Source organism: Cryomorpha ignava, from assembly GCF_010686655.1.
Taxonomy (GTDB): Bacteria; Bacteroidota; Bacteroidia; order Flavobacteriales_D; family Cryomorphaceae; genus Cryomorpha; species Cryomorpha ignava.
In genome coordinates this window covers 176080-191973 of record NZ_JAAGVY010000003.1, presented here as the reverse complement: position 1 = coordinate 191973, position 15894 = coordinate 176080, and the positions used below count along the sequence as shown (strand labels likewise).

At 39.7% G+C, this 15894-nt stretch carries 18 protein-coding genes; 5 read left to right on the top strand and 13 right to left on the bottom strand.

The features are described 5' to 3' along the window. Window positions 1–242: 242 nt before the first annotated feature. The 6 genes from rimO to G3O08_RS03515 all read right to left on the bottom strand — a co-directional run bounded on the left by rimO (window position 243) and on the right by G3O08_RS03515 (window position 4973). Window positions 243–1553 (bottom strand): 30S ribosomal protein S12 methylthiotransferase RimO, encoded by a 1311-nt coding sequence (rimO, locus tag G3O08_RS03540; RefSeq protein WP_163283299.1) that lies wholly within the window; start codon window positions 1551–1553, stop codon window positions 243–245. A gap of 6 nt (window positions 1554–1559) precedes the next feature. After that, a complete protein-coding gene (ftsY, locus tag G3O08_RS03535; RefSeq protein WP_163283298.1) occupies window positions 1560–2516 on the bottom strand; it encodes a signal recognition particle-docking protein FtsY in 957 nt (318 codons plus the stop codon). Window positions 2517–2589: 73 nt separating this feature from the next. Then, a complete protein-coding gene (locus G3O08_RS03530; protein ID WP_163283297.1) occupies window positions 2590–2748 on the bottom strand; it encodes a DUF4295 domain-containing protein in 159 nt (52 codons plus the stop codon). Window positions 2749–2755: 7 nt separating this feature from the next. Continuing rightward, window positions 2756–2938: a 50S ribosomal protein L33 gene (gene rpmG / locus G3O08_RS03525; RefSeq protein ID WP_163283296.1), complete on the bottom strand. Its 183-nt coding sequence runs from the start codon at window positions 2936–2938 to the stop codon at window positions 2756–2758. 21 nt (window positions 2939–2959) lie between these two features. Beyond that, window positions 2960–3199 (bottom strand): 50S ribosomal protein L28, encoded by a 240-nt coding sequence (rpmB, locus tag G3O08_RS03520; RefSeq protein ID WP_163283295.1) that lies wholly within the window; start codon window positions 3197–3199, stop codon window positions 2960–2962. Window positions 3200–3260: 61 nt separating this feature from the next. Next, on the bottom strand, window positions 3261–4973 hold the full coding sequence (locus G3O08_RS03515) for a competence/damage-inducible protein A (RefSeq protein WP_239540896.1): 1713 nt from the start codon (window positions 4971–4973) through the stop codon (window positions 3261–3263). 155 nt (window positions 4974–5128) lie between these two features. Between G3O08_RS03515 and G3O08_RS03510 the strand changes: the two genes are divergently transcribed. From G3O08_RS03510 to G3O08_RS03495, 4 genes are all read left to right on the top strand, one after another. Next, window positions 5129–5863, top strand: a complete 735-nt coding sequence (locus G3O08_RS03510) for a DUF4197 domain-containing protein (RefSeq protein WP_163283294.1) — start codon at window positions 5129–5131, stop codon at window positions 5861–5863. Between the two features lie 173 nt (window positions 5864–6036). Then, entirely contained in the window at window positions 6037–6351 is a 315-nt protein-coding gene (locus tag G3O08_RS03505; protein WP_163283293.1) for an HPF/RaiA family ribosome-associated protein, read from the top strand. 71 nt (window positions 6352–6422) lie between these two features. Further along, on the top strand, window positions 6423–7289 hold the full coding sequence (locus G3O08_RS03500) for a nucleoside phosphorylase (protein ID WP_163283292.1): 867 nt from the start codon (window positions 6423–6425) through the stop codon (window positions 7287–7289). Between the two features lie 102 nt (window positions 7290–7391). Beyond that, window positions 7392–8288 carry a transglutaminase-like domain-containing protein gene (locus G3O08_RS03495; RefSeq protein ID WP_163283291.1) on the top strand — a complete coding sequence of 299 codons (897 nt, stop codon included), beginning with the start codon at window positions 7392–7394 and terminating at the stop codon, window positions 8286–8288. 360 nt (window positions 8289–8648) lie between these two features. On the opposite strand, the gene G3O08_RS03490 is transcribed toward G3O08_RS03495, so the two are convergent. From G3O08_RS03490 to G3O08_RS03460, 7 genes are all read right to left on the bottom strand, one after another. Further along, on the bottom strand, window positions 8649–8936 hold the full coding sequence (locus tag G3O08_RS03490) for a helix-turn-helix domain-containing protein (protein WP_163283290.1): 288 nt from the start codon (window positions 8934–8936) through the stop codon (window positions 8649–8651). 78 nt (window positions 8937–9014) lie between these two features. Continuing rightward, complete coding sequence (locus G3O08_RS03485; protein ID WP_239540893.1) at window positions 9015–9272, bottom strand: type II toxin-antitoxin system RelE/ParE family toxin; 258 nt, start codon at window positions 9270–9272, stop codon at window positions 9015–9017. Window positions 9273–9395: 123 nt separating this feature from the next. Then, complete coding sequence (locus G3O08_RS03480) at window positions 9396–9992, bottom strand: sugar transferase (protein ID WP_163283289.1); 597 nt, start codon at window positions 9990–9992, stop codon at window positions 9396–9398. Then, window positions 9970–11214 carry a DegT/DnrJ/EryC1/StrS family aminotransferase gene (locus G3O08_RS03475; RefSeq protein WP_163283288.1) on the bottom strand — a complete coding sequence of 415 codons (1245 nt, stop codon included), beginning with the start codon at window positions 11212–11214 and terminating at the stop codon, window positions 9970–9972. Before G3O08_RS03475 ends, G3O08_RS03480 begins: the two co-directional genes overlap by 23 nt. 58 nt (window positions 11215–11272) lie before the next feature. Then, the gene (gene wecB, locus G3O08_RS03470) at window positions 11273–12352 is read right to left on the bottom strand and encodes a non-hydrolyzing UDP-N-acetylglucosamine 2-epimerase (protein ID WP_163283287.1); all 1080 of its coding nucleotides are present in this window, start codon (window positions 12350–12352) and stop codon (window positions 11273–11275) included. Continuing rightward, on the bottom strand, window positions 12349–13611 hold the full coding sequence (locus G3O08_RS03465; RefSeq protein WP_163283286.1) for an O-antigen ligase family protein: 1263 nt from the start codon (window positions 13609–13611) through the stop codon (window positions 12349–12351). The genes wecB and G3O08_RS03465 overlap by 4 nt, the downstream gene beginning before the upstream one ends. Further along, window positions 13608–14543 (bottom strand): hypothetical protein, encoded by a 936-nt coding sequence (locus G3O08_RS03460; RefSeq protein WP_163283285.1) that lies wholly within the window; start codon window positions 14541–14543, stop codon window positions 13608–13610. The genes G3O08_RS03465 and G3O08_RS03460 overlap by 4 nt, the downstream gene beginning before the upstream one ends. A gap of 319 nt (window positions 14544–14862) precedes the next feature. On the opposite strand from G3O08_RS03460, the gene G3O08_RS03455 reads away from it, so the two are divergent. Further along, complete coding sequence (locus tag G3O08_RS03455; RefSeq protein ID WP_163283284.1) at window positions 14863–15894, top strand: glycosyltransferase family 2 protein; 1032 nt, start codon at window positions 14863–14865, stop codon at window positions 15892–15894.

Below are 15894 nucleotides of genomic sequence, written 5' to 3'. Positions count from 1 at the left end.
GTATTCTTTAAATCCCGGTCTTTTTAGATCGGGATTTCTGTTCAACACTCAGAAAACATCTACTCCATAGAATCATCCTACAATATGCACTTATAACTTGTTGCGGGAACTCTCACAATTATCCATTGCGTTCAGTTTGGTATTTGAGCCAAAGTAGAACTGCATTTAATTTTTCAACACAAAAGCGGCGCCGTATCTCGGAATTCGGATTAAAACGAGATTTCAAAACTTGCAATAAACGCCTAAACCAGTTCCCCAAACAAATCGTATGGATCAGCCTCCGTAATCTTCACTTCAGCATAATCGCCTACACGTGCGTAGCCCGATGCTTTAGGAATAATTACTTCATTATCAACTTCAGGAGAATCAGCCTCGGTGCGCCCAACGTAGCTATCACCTTCTATACGGTCTATCATAACCCGAAGTGTTAGGCCTACCTTAGTTAGGTTTATATCATGAGAAATGCCAGATTGTAATTCCATAATTTCTTCGGCACGTTGTTGCTTCACCTTTTCGGGAACGTCGTCTTCAAATTTATGCGCATGTGTATCTTCTTCATGCGAATAAGTAAAAACACCTAATCGATCAAATTTCATTTCGGCAACCCATTCAAGCATTTCTGCATGATCTTCTTCGCTCTCGCCGGGATAGCCTGAAATTAAAGTTGTTCTAACAGCAATACCGGGTACTCTTTCTCGAATATCGTGGATAAGTGCAGTAGTTTTCTCGCGCGTAATACCTCGGCGCATCGCTTTAAGCATACGTGTAGAAGCATGTTGCAATGGAATATCGAGATAATTACACACATTTGGTGTATCACGCATCACATCAAGCACATCCATCGGGAAACCACTTGGGAATGCATAGTGCAGACGAATCCATTCAATTCCTTCTACCGCCGATAGCTCATCAACTAATCGAGCGAGTTCCCGCTTTTTGTATAGATCAAGCCCATAATAGGTAAGATCTTGGGCAATGAGAATAAGTTCTTTTACTCCTTGAGCGGCAAGGCTCTTCGCGCGTTTTACCAATTCTTCTATCGGTGTGGAAATATGCTTTCCACGCATAAGCGGTATGGCGCAAAAAGAACACGGGCGATCACAACCTTCGGCTATTTTAAAATAAGCAAAATGATTTGGCGTAGTGAGCAATCGCTCGCCAACCAATTCGTGCTTGTAATCTGCCTTGAGCGTTTTTAGCAAACGTGGTAATTCTCGGGTACCAAAGTAAGCATCCACATTTGGAATCTCTTTTTCCAACTCCGGCTTATAGCGCTGCGAAAGACATCCGGTAACGTAAACTTTGTCAACTTGACCCCGCTCTTTGGCATCGGCCCATTGAATAATTGTATCTATACTTTCTTGCTTAGCATTATCAATAAATCCGCAGGTATTGATAATTACGATGGCAGAATCACCATCGTCATTTTCGTGCACCACGTCGTACTTATTCGCTTTAAGCTGCGCCATAAGCACTTCACTGTCAAAAATATTCTTCGAGCAGCCCAGTGTTATAACGTTTACTTTATTTTTCTTTAATGTCTTGGTCTTCATACACCTCTAATCATTGCTAAAAAGCGAATCAACAAACTCATGCCTGTTAAAAACCTGCAAGTGTTCCATTCCCTCACCTACCCCGATATATTTTACGGGGATTTTAAATTCATCTGAAATTCCAATAACGACACCGCCTTTAGCCGTACCGTCTATTTTTGTTAGCGCCAGCGCTGTTACTTCGGTTGCCTTTGTAAACTGGCGAGCTTGTTCAATTGCATTTTGACCGGTAGAACCATCCAGCACTAGCAGTACTTCGTGCGGTGCATCGGGGATAATTTTATCCATTACCCGCTTAATCTTGGTAAGCTCGTTCATGAGATTTACCTTATTATGCAGGCGGCCAGCGGTATCAATTAGTACTACATCTGCCCCTCGTTTTACCGCACTTTGCAGTGTATCAAAGGCGACTGATGCCGGATCGGCATTCATTCCCTGCTCCACTATAGGCACATCTACTCGCTGCGCCCAGATTTTTAATTGCTCAACGGCTGCTGCGCGAAAAGTATCGGCTGCACCAAGCACAACACTTTTTCCTGCTTTCTTAAACTGATATGCCAGTTTTCCGATGGTCGTAGTTTTGCCAACACCATTTACCCCTACAACCATTATAACGTACGGTTTTTTATCTGCAGGAGTAGTAAACTCGGTGGCATCGCCTGAATTAGATTCATCGAGCAAACCAGTAATTTCTTCTTTGAGAATTCGGTTTAGTTCGTCTGTACCGAGATACTTGTCTTTGGCCACACGCGCTTCTATTCGCTCAATAATTTTGAGTGTGGTGTTGACACCAACATCTGAAGAAATAAGCACTTCTTCAAGATTGTCAAGCACTTCGTCATCGACTTTTGACTTTCCGGCAACGGCTTTACTTAGTTTTGAGAAAACGCTTGACTTCGTTTTCTCGAGACCTTCGTCGAGCTTTTCTTTTTTGTCGCGGGAGAAAATTTTGAATATTCCCATTTGTATCAGTTAAACGAAAAAAGGCTTTTCCCAAAGATCGGAAAAAGCCTGATATCTTAAAGACGAATCGGTCTTACTTACCTTCTTTGAAAAAGTCAGTTACCTTATCGTTAGTAACGATTTCTGTTTTAAAACTATACGCACCGGTTTTAGGCGATTTCACCATTTTAATCACTTTGGTGTGATTTTTACCAGAGCCTGTTTGTAGTGTTGCTACTGTTTTCTTAGCCATAACTCAATTATTTAATCTCCCGGTGAACAGTTTTCTTCTTAAGAATTGGATTAAACTTCTTAAGCTCCATTCTGTCTGGGCTGTTTTTACGGTTTTTGGTAGTGATGTAACGCGATGTACCAGGCATACCCGACTCTTTGTGTTCGGTGCACTCCATTATTACCTGTACGCGGTTTCCTTTCTTTGCCATTTTACTTATTCTTTATGGGGTTTACCCTGCAAAAAATCCTTTTTCTTTAGCTCTTTTCAGAGCTTTTTCAATTCCAATCTTGTTTACAGTTCTCAACGCTTTTGTTGATATTGTAAGTGCTACCCACTTATCTTCGTGTGGTAGGTAAAAATTCTTTTTAATCAAGTTAGGAAGGAATCTGCGTTTCGTTCTTCTTTTCGAGAAAGAAACATTATTTCCTACCATCGCTTTTTTTCCGGTCAGTTGACAAATTCGTGGCATTGTATATATCCTTATATTAGGGTCGCAAAAAGTGGGGGCAAATATCGTTATTTAATTTCGATTATTCAAGCTCACTTTTAAAAATTTCATTTCTTAGCCAATTTAATGCGGTAAGTGCTGATACTGTGATAGTTCTGGAGCGACTTTTTCCGAAAATTACTTTTTTAGCAACGGTTTTCTTTGGTCCGGCAAGTGCTATCCACACTGTGCCAACCGGTTTTTCATCCGTTCCGCCATCCGGGCCGGCAACACCCGAGGTAGCGACCGCAAAAGTAGCATTAAATTTTTTACGTGCACCATTTGCCATTTCTTTTACTACTTTTTCACTCACGGCACCCTCTGATGCCAATGAATCGGGAGAAACTTCGAGTAAATTAATTTTCGCTTCATTACTATAAGCAACTACTCCACCCATAAAATGAGCGGACGAACCGGCAATAGAGGTTACAAGATGAGCGATAAAGCCGCCGGTACAGCTTTCGGCAAGCGCCAGTGTTTGTTTACGCTCTTGCAGCATATTTCCTACTACCTCTGCAATAGTCTCACGGTCGCTGCCAAATGCAAATTCAGGAACACGACGACGTAGCTCTTTAATATAATGATCAATTCTATTCTCAATTTTATCAGCATTCCCATTTTCGGCATATCCGCTAATGCGCAGTTTAACCATCCCGGGTGAAGGCAAATAAGCCAGAAACATGCCTTCATTTCTAAGGGCAGTTTCCCAATCACTAATTGTCTCGGCCAGAAAACTTTCGCCAATACCTTGCGTGAGAACTGTTTTGTGAATAATGGGCTGGGTGTGAAAGAAGTTTCTAATTTTTTCAAAACCAAAATCGCGCATGATTCCTTTCATCTCATAAGGCACTCCGGGCATAGAAATAAGAACTTTTCCATTTTTTTCAAACCACATTCCCATTGCTGTGCCACGGGCGTTCATCAAAATATCGGCATTTTTTGGCAGCTCCGCCTGCTTGCGGTTTACCTCCAGCATTTCGCGACCGCGAGATGTAAAGAAAGCTGTTATTCCTTCAAGTACTTCTTGATGCATTTCGAGGGTGGTATCAAAATATTGCGCCAAAGTTTCCTTAGTTACGTCATCCTGCGTTGGGCCTAAGCCGCCTGTCATAAGTACTAAATCGGCTCGTGAAAAAGATTCGTCTACTGCGTGAATAATTTCGGCTGGCACATCGCTGATCGTAACGATTCTATTAAGCCTGATGCCTTGTAAAGAAAGCTGCTCACCCAGCCAGGCAGAATTGGTATCGATGGTTTGGCCAATGAGAATTTCATCGCCAATGGTAATAATTTCGGCTATCATCACGCAAAGGTAAATGTTTTTAGTGTTTGGTTTTTGGTTTTTGGTTTTTAGTTCTTGGTTATTGAGTATTGGGTATTGAGTATTGAGTATTGGGTATTGAGTATTGGTATTGAGTATTGTGTAGTGGGTATTGAGTATTGGGTATTGAGTATTGGGTATTGAGTATTGGGTATTGGGTATTGGGTATTGAGTATTGGGTATTGAGTATTGGGTATTGAGTATTGAGTATTGGGTATTAGGTATTGGGTATTGGGTATTGGGTATTGAGTATTGGGTATTGAGTATTGGGTATTGGGTATTGGGTATTGAGTATTGGGTATTGAGTATTGGGTATTGAGTATTGGGTATTGGGTATTGAGCATAGAATATTGGGCAGAGCTTATTGCGTAGTGAGTAGTGGGTTTTGATGTCACCTATGGGCTCACTTCGGACTCCCATCACACGCACTCCCATTGGTCGTAAGGTGATTGGTGACTTTTTCTTCCCTAAATGTACCTCATTAATGACAAAAAAGCATCATTAATTCAATATCATAGTTTAAAATCACCAAGAACAAGTTTTCCGATTTTTGGTCTTACTTTTGCTGTGAATTTTTAAAACCACGACTGATGCGCAAATTTATTCCACTCTTAGCAATATTATTGATGGGTTGTTCACAACAGGAAATACAACGTACCCTTGAAGGAGCTAATGAAGTTTTATATGGGGAAGGCGGCTCGCTTACCACAAGCGAGGTTGCTTCCGGACTCAAGGAGGCTCTGGTGAAAGGAACAGATTATGCTGTAGACTTTTCGGGCGTTAAAGACGGATTTTATAAAAACCCAAGACTTTTCATTCCATTTCCCGAAGAGGCAGAAAAAGTGAAGGAAACTGCCTTAAAATTGGGTCTTACCAGTCAGGTTAACAAGTTTGAAGAAACCCTCAACAGAGCTGCAGAGCAAGCAGTAAAAGAAGCAAAGCCAATATTCGTAAATGCTATAACATCTATGACCGTAGAAGACGCTTTTGGATTGTTGAAAGGTGGCGACAATGCCGCCACCGAATACTTGCGACGCAAAACCAGCGCAGAACTATTCAATAAATTTGAACCCAAAGTGAGCCAGGCAGTGAATCAGGTAGAGCTTACCAAATACTGGAATCCGCTGGCGAACGCATACAATTCAGCTACCCAGTTAACCGGTGGCGAAACAATTGACCCGGACCTCACTGAATATGTGACAAACCGGTCGATTGACGGACTCTTCAAACTCATTGCGGACGAAGAGAAGCAAATAAGAGAAAACCCTGCTGCGCGTGTTACCGATTTGTTGAAAAAGGTATTTGGATCGGAAGCGGCAAAATAATGCTGGCAAGCCCCTGAAATATTCTTTTGAAAACTTTAGAACTTGATTGTCTCTAAACTTTTCAATGATTCAAAGGTTAAAATAACTGGGCCACGTTTAATAACGAAGCTTAAGGAGTTAAGATTTATACATCCCTTTGAAATTTATCCATTTTACATTTATTCAAAATTATCATGACAATTCAATTTAATACAGACAATAACATTACCGGGAGCGAAGAGTTTCAGGAAAAAATAAGCGAAAGATTAACCCACTCATTAAAAAAATACGGCGACAAGATTACCCGTTTGGAAGTTCATATTTCTGATGAAAACGGGAGCAAATTTGGAGAAAACGATAAACGATGTATGCTTGAGGCGCGGGTTGCAGACCTGAGACCTGTTGCTGTAACAAGTTTTGACAACACAATTGATCAATCAGTTGCGGGTGCTATTTCAAAGCTTACCGCTCTACTGGATACGACTTTTGGGAAAATGGAAAAGCATTAAATTTCTCATAAAAACCTTTTCTTTCCTATCTTGCCCTCGTGAAAGAATGTAACATAAACCTACGAAGTGCCATGCCACCGTCTGAGCTGGTTTTGGACAGCGCTGGCGCCGTTTATCATTTAGGGCTTCAACCTGAAGAAATAGCTGACAAGATAATTGTGGTTGGTGATCCCGGCCGAGTAGCAAAAATCTCGAATAAATTTGACTCCGTTGAGCACAAGGTTTCAAAACGCGAATTCGTAACGCATACCGGATATATTGGAAATGAGCGAATTACAGTACTCAGTACAGGAATTGGGGTTGACAATATTGATATCGTAATGAATGAGCTTGACGCCTTGCGCAATATTGACTTGACGACACGGATGGCAAAAGGCAAGCTGAATCCGCTCAAAATCATTCGACTCGGAACTTGTGGTGCACTAAGTCGCGATATTCCTGTAGGAAGTTTTATTCAAAGTAATTACGCGATTGGTCTGGATGGCGTGATGCATTTTTACGGGTGCGCGTACGAAGAAGATGAATTGGAATTGACCCGCAAGTTTATGGAACATGTAAACTGGAATATCGACGGACTTCGTCCATACGCCATTCGCGGTAGCGCTACCCTAAGTGCTTACTTTCAGGAAGGATTTTTTCAAGGTATTACGGCTACCGCTTGTGGTTTTTATGGCCCTCAAGGTCGTCAGCTCAGATTGCCGCTCGCAATGCAAAACCTAAATGATGCTATGTCAAACTTTACGTATAACGATTTGGCCATGGCGAATTACGAGATGGAAAGTTCGGCACTTTTTGGCCTTGGCTCTGCGCTGGGGCATGAGTGCACCACCGTTTGCGCCGTGATTGCAAACAGATTGCGCAATGAGTTTTTAAAAGATTATCAACCTGCTATAGATCAGCTTATTGACAAGGTTCTGGAAGCATTTACCACCCATTAACAGTCCATTGATAATAAAATGAACAGTTCCCCACATTTTCGGGAGCTCTGTCATTTATTTTTAGCCAATAGAATTTAACTTTATTCTATTTGCACAACACCTATGGATATTAAGGAAATAGATGCGCTAATAAATCTTATTGACGATCCGGATGAGATTGTTTACGCTCATGTGAGGGAACGTATCGTGTCTTACGGCGAAACAATCATTCCGCAACTCGAAAATATTTGGGAGCTAAATTCTTTTGGTCATGAATTTCAACAGCGCATAGAAGATATTATCCATATTATCCAGTTCGATTCAGTTTATAAGTCGCTTGAGCGCTGGTCGCGCGATGGAGGACTTGACCTTTTTGAAGGCGCCCTGCTCGTGTCGCATTATCAGTATCCTGATTTAGATGAAACGGAGGTAAAGGCCAACCTGATGAAAGTAAGGCAAGACGTGTGGCTGGAACTCAATGACGAACTTACCGCCCTTGAAAAAGTGAAGGTAATGAACCACATTATTTATGATGTGCATGGATTTAGAGGTAATAAAAAGAATTTTCACGCTGCCCAGAATTCGTATATCAATACCGTTCTGGAATCAAAAAAAGGAAATCCGCTTTCTTTGAGCATTATCTATATGGTAATAGCCGAATCTTTGGGTGTTCCGGTTTACGGTGTAAACTTGCCAAATCACTTTTTGCTGGCATATGTAGATCCAAATAATATTATCCATTTTATTGAGAACCATACGAATCCGGAAGCCGACCGGACTGATGTGCTTTTTTACCTCAATGCTTTTAGCAGCGGCACTATTGTGCACAAAAGTGAAATAACGACGTATTTAGAACAGATTAAACTCGACCCAAAACCCGAATATTATCAAGCATGCGACAACCGCACAATTATTATTCGATTGATTAATAATTTGGTTTTTTCTTATGACAGGCTGGGCTATCCAGAAAAGGTGGAGGAGCTGAAGAAGCTACTCGAAGCGGTTGTGAAATTTAATTGAAAAAGTGAAGACTATATAAGAATCTTCTTTTTACCAATCTGGAACCGTAAAACGCATAATGGCCTTTTATTTTGCATGATGATGTTCATCCAATCACCTTCATTACATAGAATTTTCGATGGAATAGCGATATTTTTTTTAGCCCTTTTATTTTTAGATGTATCGTCGATATAATCTAAAAACTTCTTATGCCAGACAAACTAAAATACAAAAACTTTATCGGCACGGTTAAGTTTTCTGCAGACGACGATGTCTTCTACGGGAAAATTGAAGGGATAAATGACTTAGTAACTTTTTGAAGGGACTACCGCGAACGAATTGAAAACAGCGTTTAAAGAAGCTGTAGACGACTATCTTGAATTACATTTGAAGATTTAGACTTAATCTCGCACCCAAAGCGTCTAAAATCCGAATCACAGTTTCAAAAGTCACGTTTCCTGTGCTATTTTCAAGTCTGGATATTTGAGCTTTTTTAACGCCCACCAGCTCACCTAATTGCTCTTGAGTGAGGTTTCTTTTTATTCTGGCAGTTTTAATTATATCGCCGATAAGTTCAAGTTTTAGCTCAAATTCATATTCGTCTCTTTCTTTAGTACCTTTTTTTCCTACTAAAAGGTCTTCAGCTTCATCTAATGAGTAAGTTTTCATTTCTTTTTGTTTTTAAAGTAATCGGCTCTAATTTTTTCAGCTTTTTCAATCTCCTTTTTGTCCACTCTGCTTGTTTTCTTAAACTCCATGTGTCGCAAAAACTAGCGTTTCTTCCTTATTTTCCTTGTCCCAAAATGCCAAAAGCCTATATTGAATTCCCGAAAATAAAGTTCGGAACTCCCAAATATCATTTGTAAGCTTTTTGAAAAATTTAGGATCAGAGCTTCGCTCGGCACGTCTAATATTTTGGAAAATCTTATTCCTAGTCTTCTGGTTTTGTTTTTGAATGAAATCAAATGCTTCAGCCAACAACATTGTTTCAAATCGTTTTATCATGATTGGTCAAATCAAGTCTGATTCAAAGATACATAAAGTTTCGTTAAATGTAAACAATGAATTGGTTTTACATAGTTGCTCCAACAATGTTGCAACAAACCGCCTATTTTGTTAATCCGTTTTTCAGCAGATCAGGAAGATCCGAATTACAGTCCTAAAAATAATCTTCAAATCTTCACTGAAACTTCTCTTTTCAATATACTCCAAATTGAGCTTTAGCTTGGCGGGCATTATCACGTTCAAATAAGTTTCTTTGGGATTTTCGCTTTGGGCAAGCATTTCATTTTCATTAAAATACAACAGAGAAGCATAATCTGTTATTCCAGGCTTAACCGTTAATACTTTCCGCTGTTCTTCGCTGTAGTGCTCCACGTATTCAAGTACTTCCGGTCGGGGGCCAACAAGATTCATGGTGCCATTTAGCACATTAAAAAGCTGTGGCAATTCGTCGAGTTTAACCTTCCGTAAAATTGCGCCAACCGTTGTAATGCGCGGATCGTTATTGCCGATAGTAAGTTTTCCTTCCTTTTCGGCAAATGGACGCATGGTACGAAACTTGAAAAGACCAAAAGGTTTGAAATCTTTACCCACTCTGGTTTGCACAAAGAATACTCCGCCACGAGAATCGATTGAAATAGCAAGCGCGATGATTATTAAAAACGGACTCAATACGAGCAAGCCAAGCAATGCAGCTATTTTATCGAAGAGGCTTCTGAGCATGTTCAAGTTTTAATACTTCGGCTACTGCATTGCTCACCGCATTAACCACTTCTACCACTTCCACATCTTTTAGATTGTAGAAAAGGGGCAGGCTGATTTCATTTTCGTATTGCTTTTGGGCATTGGGATAGTCGCTCATCATATAGCCCAAATTACGGTAAGCAGTAAGCATGGGCAATGGCAAAAAGTGCACATTAACCGCAATATCGCTATCTGCAATTTTTTGAATAATCGCATCTCGCTGGCTTTCCGTGGCTCCTGCAATGCGCAATTGATATAGATGATACGAGCTTTCCGTATCGTCATCAAAAGAAAATTCGGGTAAAATAGCCCAATCAAACTTCTCCAGGCCCCGCTGATACAAAGCGCATAATTCACGCCTGCGCGGAGTGGTTTCAGAATTATATCTGCCTAATTCTACCAAGCCAATTGCCGCCTGAATATCAGTCATATTGCATTTATACCCCGGAAAAAGTACATCATATCGCCAGGCACCTTTTTGAGTTTTGGCGAGGGCATCTTTACTCTGACCGTGCAAGCTCATAATGGTGAGGGTTTTATAAATTTCGTCGTGATCAAAATTTTCCGGAAGGTTTAAGCAAACCGCTCCACCCTCGGCTGTAGTGAGATTTTTAACTGCGTGAAACGAAAATGCGGTAACATCGGCAATCGACCCCAGCATTTTTCCTTTGTATCTGGCGCCAAACCCGTGTGCCGAATCTGCCATAAGGAGTATGCGCCCCAGTTTTTGTTGTGCTTCAGTTTTGGGATGAAAAAGTGCTTTCACTTTTGCGTCGTTAAGTATTGCCCACAATCCGTCGTAATCGCATGGAGTTCCGGCAATATCTACCGGTACAATCGCTTTTGTGCGCTCCGATACAGCTTGCCGTACTTTTTGGGGATCGAGGTTAAAGCCATCAGGCAACGTATCGACCATTACAGGTGTGGCACCGCAATGCAACACCACATTTGCTGTAGCGCAATAGGTATAAGCGGGCAAAATGACTTCATCGCCAATACCTATTCCATACCACCTCAACATGAGCTCCATACCTGCAGTTGCCGAATTAAAACAGGCAGTAATTTTGGCATCTGTATAAGCAGTAATGTCTTTCTCAAACTTTTTGGTTTTCGGCCCGGTTGTAATCCATCCGGAAAGCAGCGTATCTGTTACTGCATCTATAATAGCCTGATCAATACGAGGTGGTGAAAATGGAATCATTAATTCATTTTAATTTATGCCAAAGTTAAGAAAACCAAAGTGAGAACTTCGCCGGACTTTACATTGAAAAAATTCGTCTTATTTCTTTTAGAATATTGGTTGCAGCATTGCCCCCGCCATATAAATCTATATTGAAATCATTCTGTTTCCGGCTCATTATTCTGTGTTTTTCTACTATGTCGTTCGCTTTCGCGGAAGCGAGTGTATTAAAACCGTGGTCTATCAACTCAACCCATTCTGTTTGATCGCGCATGGTAACACAGTTTTTCTTGAAGAAAAAAGCTTCCTTCTGCAATCCTCCGCTATCTGTCATCACCAATTTGCAGTTTTTGAGCAGTTCTATCATGTCAAAATAGCCCACAGGATCGATTATTTGCACATTTAGTTTTAGGCCAAATTTTTCGAGAAGCTTTTTGGTTCGCGGATGTAGCGGCAGCACAATTGGCATAGATTCGTGAATGGTATTGAGTCCGTTTACAATTTCACTCAGCCTGTCTTCATCGTCAGTATTTTCGGCGCGGTGTAGGGTACAGAGTACAAAATCACCTTTAGGCATTACCTCAGCCATCTTCGATTTCTCGGCAGAAAACTGGGCGTAAAACAAAGCTGCATCTTGCATTACATCACCTGATTTCACCACAGAAATATCAAAATTATCATATCCTTCCGTTTTTAAATTAGCTATCGCTGAATCTGTTGGGCAAAAAAGTACATCTGAAATCCTATCCGTTAGAATTCTATTTACTTCTTCAGGCATTTCCATATTAAAACTTCTAAGGCCGGCTTCTACGTGGCCAACCTTCACATGAAGTTTTCGAGCCGCAAGTGCACCTGCCAGAGTTGAATTGGTATCGCCATAAACCAGCAGCAGATCGGGTTTTTCTTTTAAGATCAGCTCCTCAATCCCTTCCAGCATTTTGCCGGTCATTGCGCCATGACCTAAACTATTGATATTGAGATTATATTTTGGCTTCGGAATACTCATATCGTCAAAGAAAACAGCGCTCATATTCGCATCAAAGTGCTGACCGGTATGAACAATTACTTCTTCGATATCAGCATGATTAGCCACTTCGCGGCTAAAAACAGCTGCTTTAACAAATTGGGGTCTCGCGCCAACAATAGTTAGGATTTTCATTTCTCAAAATTCATTTTTGAATTATCTGTATTTTTTGAAATTAAACTAGCGCTAAAGAAAAAGAGCGCATTAAAAAAAGAAAAGAAAACGATTCCGCTCTGCTTCTCGAGCATGGACTCTACCAAAAGATTTAGTGCTAAACTGCACAAAAAGAAGGCGTATAGCCAATCTTTAGTTCTTATTATTTTCCCGAAAGGGTAAAGCAATGAAAAAAGAAACCAAAGTAGAGCCGGAATTCCAATTGCCATTGCTGATTGTAAATACTGATTGTGCGGATTGAGGCCTTTGTCTGCCAGCTCTTCAAGTCCGTTTTCACGAAAGTGGTTTTCTAAAACGGTATTTATATCGCCTGTTCCTACGCCGAAAGGATGTTTTTTAATTTCGTTAAGCGTTGCTTTCCATGCATAAATACGTGCGGCGTTGCTCTCCATTTGATGGCTTTCATTCGGTTTCATTTCTCCATCAGCAAACTCTACAGCACTATTAACCCGACTTTGAGCCACAGGATTAAATTTAATAAATACCAAAGTTGTAATACCCACCAGCAAAAGTAATAGCGAATTCAATTTGAAAAAAACCTTTTGTGTAGCCCATTTAAATAAAAAGTAACCTATGAGAAAGACAAAAATAATAAACCCCATTTTACTGGTAGGAAAAACCAATGCAAGCGATAGAAAGAAAATTAAAACCCAAAGCAAAACGAGTTGTATTTTACTGAATTTTAGTGTGGTAATAACCGTTAAAAGAATGGCAATTGCCATATTTATAAACATGGCAATATAAGAAGGGTGAAAAATCGGTGAGAATTCTGACATATAAAAATCCCGAATATTACCACTGTTAGCATAGGAAAATCCTGAAATAATAAATGAAAGAACGACAGAAAAAGCAAGACCAATGGCAAATGTAATTATGGCATATCGCTTAAACTTTTTATTCATGGGCTTGGCCGTAGCAAAGAAAAACGGAAAGAGCAGCAAGCTCAATTTTTCTGTAAGATCGTTTATTCCCAAATTTACATGCTCGGTATAAAACATGCCAATGAGATGAAAAATATAGAATCCGCCAAAAACCAAAAAAGGCCACCACACCTTTTTAAATGGAACTTTTGGATAAAAAAACCAGGATAAAATGAAAAGCAAAATCGGAATTTGAATTCCATATTTGATTAAGGGAATAAAGAATGCCAGCAAGACCACTGATGACGGAAAAGCGAATTCTCTCCAATTTGACCATTCTATTTTATGGATTAAATTCAATGCGAAGCGATTTTTTCTTTGGATGATTTCAGCAAATCAAAGAACATAAAGTTATTCTTAACACGAAAAAATGGGGTTAACTCACCACCAAATCCGCGAAAAAAACTTTCAATTGCGGGCACTGACGAACCGCAAAAATCAAACTTGGGAATATTTAATTTTTTAGATTCTTTAATAGCTTCCCACAAAGCCGATGCTCCTGCCCCATTATTGCTTAAGTTTTTTATAGAACCACCTGCAATGTAATAAGCGCAATTATTGTTATAAGCAATTACAGCTGTAGCTAGCAGTTGCGATGCATCGCGAATTGAAATAGTAAAAGTCCAATCTGTATTTATCATTCTGCGCAACACCTCACAATCGTACTTTAATCCAGACCGTTGCAGCGTATCGCTCACCAAGGCTACCACTTCGTCGGGATTGGAATTTAGCACTGCCTGAAGATTGTTTTTTTCGGCATCGCGCACATTTTTGCGACGTTCTGATGAAAAGGCTGATAGGATTTCTTTATCGCTTGGAGATAGATTTAACTGGTATGTATAGGCTATTTCCGGTTTAAAACCCGCTTGCAAAAACGGCTGAATATCTTTTACTTCAGGTGGAAATGCAATGTCGATATACGCATTTGCAAAATTGCTGTTGAGATATTCGGTAAGTGTGCGCATAACTCGCTTAATATCAGAATTGACAGTAAAACGTTTTGATGAATTTTGAGCAATACTCAACCCGCAATTAGGCGAAAAAGGAGGATTAATTAAAACAGATTTGCCGATTTTTTTATAGACAAATAAATTGAGAATGGCTTTTGTTTCAGCATCGTTGCCAATGGCTATTGGCATTATGCCTTCACCATACATGGCAGCCCAACTGGCATTGGCAAAAAGGTTTGCGTCTGCTTCCGAAAATTTTGAAACGTCGCTTGATACGTTCAATTTATTTACATTTCATTTTGAAAAGCAAAGATCATAATTTTAATGGACAAAACTTGCTTCGCCTTTCATTAAGCCATTTTTAAACCTTCGATTACACAACGGGCATAGTCGTACTGAAAAAATCCCTTTTTAATTTTCATTTTATCGAGGCTATATTTGCACAAAGGTATTGGTTGATTTAATCCATATTCTTTTCTCAAGGAGATAATTTCCGTTATAGAATGAAAAGTTCGACCATACTTATTCAAAAAGAAATCAAAACAAGAGACCATTTAAAAATGCAGGAGATTCTTGAGCATTTTATAATTGCAGAAACGCAATGTTCTGTAAAACACCAAACTGGATGGCTGTAAATGTGAGTGTAATAATCCCTTGCTTTAATGAAGAAAAGTACATTGGGCAGTGTATTGATTCCTTTTTTAAGGAACCAGATGGTCTGAATTTGGAAATTCTGATTATTGACGGAATGAGCACAGATAGCACGCGAGCCGAAATAGCCAAGAAACAAGCTACTCATCCAGGAAAAATACGAATAATAGACAATCACAAAAAAAAGACTCCCTTTGCTTTAAATTTAGGTATTGCGCATGCAAAGGGCGATTACACTTTAATAGCTAGTGCTCACTCAAGCTTTGATTCTGATTATATTAGCTTAATCACACAATTGTTTGATGAAGAAAAATACGAAGCAGACATAATTGGTGGAATGATGGAAACCAAGGTTTTGACGGAAACACCTAAATCGCTTTCTATCATGCATGTATTGTCGAATAAATTTGGAGTAGGGAATTCAATGTTCAGAGTGGGAGTTAAAATACCGACTTATGTTGATACAGTTCCATTTGGCATATATAAAACAAACTTGCTCAAATCTATAAACGGTTATGATACCCGCCTTATTCGAAACCACGACATAGAAATGTCGAAAAGAATTTTAGCAATGGGTTACAAGATTTTGCTGTTACCAACACCGAGATGCTATTATTACGCAAGAGAGACCTTTAGTAAATTATTTCAAAACAATTATAGAAACGGCAACTGGAACATAAAAACTGTGTATATTACTAAGAGGTTTTCATCACTTAGCTTACGGCATTTTATACCATTGATTTTTCTATTAAGCATATTATTACCTTTGCTAGCGGCGCTAATCTTGCCACAGCTTTCGATCCTTGCGCTAATCTCTTTTGGGTTATATGGCGCTGTGATATTGAGCCAATCTATAAAAATCTTTAAAGATAATTCCCGAACTTCAATTGGATATTCTCTTCTCGCATTTATGGTTTTGCACATTTCTTATGGCTTGGGTTCGTTAAGTGGCCTATTTTCATTAAAATACCTACGGGCATAA

What these genes read in the sequence shown, in the direction of transcription:
- ftsY (WP_163283298.1), bottom strand. Translation starts at nt 2,516, where the DNA reads ATGGGAATATTCAAAATTTTCTCCCGCGACAAAAAAGAAAAGCTCGAC.
- G3O08_RS03530 (WP_163283297.1), bottom strand. Translation starts at nt 2,748, where the DNA reads ATGGCTAAGAAAACAGTAGCAACACTACAAACAGGCTCTGGTAAAAAT.
- G3O08_RS03515 (WP_239540896.1), bottom strand. Translation starts at nt 4,973, where the DNA reads ATGGGAGTGCGTGTGATGGGAGTCCGAAGTGAGCCCATAGGTGACATC.
- rpmB (WP_163283295.1), bottom strand. Translation starts at nt 3,199, where the DNA reads ATGCCACGAATTTGTCAACTGACCGGAAAAAAAGCGATGGTAGGAAAT.
- G3O08_RS03505 (WP_163283293.1), top strand. Translation starts at nt 6,037, where the DNA reads ATGACAATTCAATTTAATACAGACAATAACATTACCGGGAGCGAAGAG.
- G3O08_RS03490 (WP_163283290.1), bottom strand. Translation starts at nt 8,936, where the DNA reads ATGAAAACTTACTCATTAGATGAAGCTGAAGACCTTTTAGTAGGAAAA.
- rpmG (WP_163283296.1), bottom strand. Translation starts at nt 2,938, where the DNA reads ATGGCAAAGAAAGGAAACCGCGTACAGGTAATAATGGAGTGCACCGAA.
- G3O08_RS03510 (WP_163283294.1), top strand. Translation starts at nt 5,129, where the DNA reads ATGCGCAAATTTATTCCACTCTTAGCAATATTATTGATGGGTTGTTCA.
- G3O08_RS03495 (WP_163283291.1), top strand. Translation starts at nt 7,392, where the DNA reads ATGGATATTAAGGAAATAGATGCGCTAATAAATCTTATTGACGATCCG.
- rimO (WP_163283299.1), bottom strand. Translation starts at nt 1,553, where the DNA reads ATGAAGACCAAGACATTAAAGAAAAATAAAGTAAACGTTATAACACTG.
- G3O08_RS03455 (WP_163283284.1), top strand. Translation starts at nt 14,863, where the DNA reads ATGTTCTGTAAAACACCAAACTGGATGGCTGTAAATGTGAGTGTAATA.
- G3O08_RS03475 (WP_163283288.1), bottom strand. Translation starts at nt 11,214, where the DNA reads ATGATTCCATTTTCACCACCTCGTATTGATCAGGCTATTATAGATGCA.
- G3O08_RS03500 (WP_163283292.1), top strand. Translation starts at nt 6,423, where the DNA reads ATGCCACCGTCTGAGCTGGTTTTGGACAGCGCTGGCGCCGTTTATCAT.
- G3O08_RS03480 (WP_163283289.1), bottom strand. Translation starts at nt 9,992, where the DNA reads ATGCTCAGAAGCCTCTTCGATAAAATAGCTGCATTGCTTGGCTTGCTC.
- G3O08_RS03485 (WP_239540893.1), bottom strand. Translation starts at nt 9,272, where the DNA reads ATGATAAAACGATTTGAAACAATGTTGTTGGCTGAAGCATTTGATTTC.
- wecB (WP_163283287.1), bottom strand. Translation starts at nt 12,352, where the DNA reads ATGAAAATCCTAACTATTGTTGGCGCGAGACCCCAATTTGTTAAAGCA.